2 protein-coding genes and 1 riboswitch are annotated in these 2,548 nt (G+C 33.5%); both genes read left to right on the forward strand.

Annotation, left to right across the window (positions count from 1 at the left end; translation table 11 throughout):
* The first annotated feature begins 116 nt into the window (after nt 1-116).
* Nucleotides 117-214, forward strand: a riboswitch (SAM-I-IV-variant riboswitch).
* A gap of 56 nt (nt 215-270) precedes the next feature.
* Nucleotides 271-1,581, forward strand: a complete 1,311-nt coding sequence (locus VNJ50_RS14025) for a Na+/H+ antiporter NhaC family protein (protein WP_325582922.1) — start codon at nt 271-273, stop codon at nt 1,579-1,581.
* A gap of 83 nt (nt 1,582-1,664) precedes the next feature.
* Nucleotides 1,665-2,360: a hypothetical protein gene (locus VNJ50_RS14030; protein WP_325582923.1), complete on the forward strand. Its 696-nt coding sequence runs from the start codon at nt 1,665-1,667 to the stop codon at nt 2,358-2,360.
* Nucleotides 2,361-2,548 lie beyond the last annotated feature (188 nt).

Consider the following 2,548-nt stretch of genomic DNA (forward strand, 5'->3'; position numbering starts at 1 on the left):
GAGTATTTTAATGCTTTCTTTTTCTTTATGATGTTAAGACTGCACTATAAGTATTGATATTCAAAAAAGAACAGACTAAAGGTTTTTATATTGAAAAAAACCTTTAGTTTTGCACACATATTTATCAAGAATCTCAGAAAGGAGATAGCAACCTGCATTAACGAGCAAGGTGCTGAAACGATGAGCCAAATACTTTGGAAAAAAAACGTTAACTACTATCCTAATTATTTGTCGTCATTCCTTTTTTGTATTCTGAAAAAAATCAGAAACATGACCTCAGTAAGACCAAATTTTAAAGCATTATTACCATTTTTTGTTTTTATCTTCACATTTTTAAGTGTTGGTACCATTCAAGATGATTTTTATGCACTACCCGCTCCTATTGCAGTAATTGCTGGAATTTTTGTGGCATTTATCATTTTTAAACAACCCATAAATACTAAAATTGATATTCTTCTTAAAGGTTGCGGCGATAGTAAAATATTGACCATGTGTTTGATTTATCTGCTTGCTGGTGCTTTTGCTACGGTCACTAAAGCTACAGGAAGTGTGGACAGCATTGTGCATTTGGGAATGGATCTTATTCAAGTTGAGTATATTTATTTAGGGGTTTTTGTTATTGCTGCATTTTTGTCCATATCAACCGGAACTTCTGTTGGATCTATCGTTGCCCTGGCTCCTATTGTTGTAGGTTTTGCCGATGCCGGAAATTTTTCTCTCGCTATTTTATGCGGTGCTTTATTGGGCGGTGCCATGTTTGGTGATAATTTATCAGTTATTTCAGATACAACTATTGCTGCCACACAATCCTTGGAAGTTGAGATGAGCGATAAATTTAAGGCAAACATAAAGATAGCCATTCCCGCTGCTCTTTTGACTATTGGCGTTCTTGTTTTTCAAGGTTTTCTTTTAGAAACTCAACCCTCTGAAACCGAATCACAACCCTACTCCATTTTAAAGATTTCACCTTATTTAATGGTAATCTTACTATCCGTCATAGGTTTAAATGTTTTTGTAACCTTATTTTTGGGTATAATTATTGGCGGTGTTTTGGGAGTTATTTATGCCGATTTCTCGATAATCGAATATACCCAGTTAATTTACACGGGTTTTACAGGTATGACCGAAATATTTCTACTGTCGCTTTTAACAGGAGGATTGGCCGCTTTAGTTGCTTATAATGGCGGTATCGAATTTATCCTTATCAAAGTGAAAAGCTTAATTAAAAGTATGAAAACAGCTCAGTTTGGTATTGCGGTTTTAGTATCTAGTATTAATGTAGCTGTTGCCAATAATACCGTGGCCATTATTATTTCAGGATCTATAGCAAAATCAATTAATGACGAATATGCTTTAGAAAACAAACAAACGGCTTCTATTTTAGATGTTTTCGCTTGTATTACCCAAGGATTTTTACCTTATGGCGCACAGGTTTTGATGATTTTAAGTTTTACGAAAGGAGCTATTTCGTATATCGATTTGGTTACCAATACGTGGTATTTAATATTGCTTTTAATTTCTTCTATTTTATTTATTGCTTTCCGAAAAACGCATCAGCATAATCCAAAACCTATTATGTAATGTGTTTTTTCTATCTTTGTTTTTATGAAAAATAAACGTGATAACTATAAATTGCTTAAAATCAATAAAAATCCTGATTTTCAATGATGAAAAACAACTTTTTAACTCCCATATTATTAATTTTAATGATGCTCAATTCCTGTGCTCCAAAGGGTTCCAAAATTATTGCTATAGATGTGCTTCTCACGGTTCCAGAAGATGTTTATCAACATGCTATCGCATTAAATCAATCGATATTAAAAGATAATCCGGATAACTTCCAACTCGATGATCATCATATTCCACATATCACATTATTACAAGCTTACGTTTTGGAAAGCGATATGGTTAATATCGAAAAGACATTGGAATCACTTTATAAAACTATAGAAAAAGATACACTATGGGCCAGCCATTTGCAATATAACAAGGATAAACCTAGTAGTTTTGCATCGATTGGAATTGAAGAAAAGAACGAACCACTACAAGCGCTTCACAAGGAAGTTATTGCTAGGTTAAAACCTTATATTCTTTCTGATGGAAACCAAGAAGCTTATGTGCAAAACCCGGATGGTTCGCCTATCGATGATTTTACCATTGCTTATGTACCTAAATTTGTAAGCCATTACAGTTATGAGAATTTTAATCCGCACATTAGTTTAGGTGTGGCACAAACACATGTTTTGGATAGTTTGAATGCGCATGTTTTTCGTGGGATGAAATTTCGAGCAACATCCATAAGTGTTTATCAATTAGGAAACTTTGGAACCGCTCAAAAACTGCTTTGGGAATCTAAATAGAAATTATTGATAGCGGATTTAATTCAAACAAAAGCCTAATCATTTATATGTTTCCATATTTTTTGAAAAAAATCATCTTCATAAAGTAATCTGTTGGTTCGCGTGGGGTTCACACGATTGCTAAGAATGACCAAAAACCGATCAGTATGTGGATTTATAAAGAAGAAAGTTCCGGTAAAACCTGTATG

The sequence above is a fragment of the Gelidibacter sp. genome, assembly GCF_035577925.1.
Classification (GTDB): Bacteria; Bacteroidota; Bacteroidia; order Flavobacteriales; family Flavobacteriaceae; genus Gelidibacter.

What these genes read in the sequence shown, in the direction of transcription:
- VNJ50_RS14025 (WP_325582922.1), top strand. Translation starts at nt 271, where the DNA reads ATGACCTCAGTAAGACCAAATTTTAAAGCATTATTACCATTTTTTGTT.
- VNJ50_RS14030 (WP_325582923.1), top strand. Translation starts at nt 1,665, where the DNA reads ATGATGAAAAACAACTTTTTAACTCCCATATTATTAATTTTAATGATG.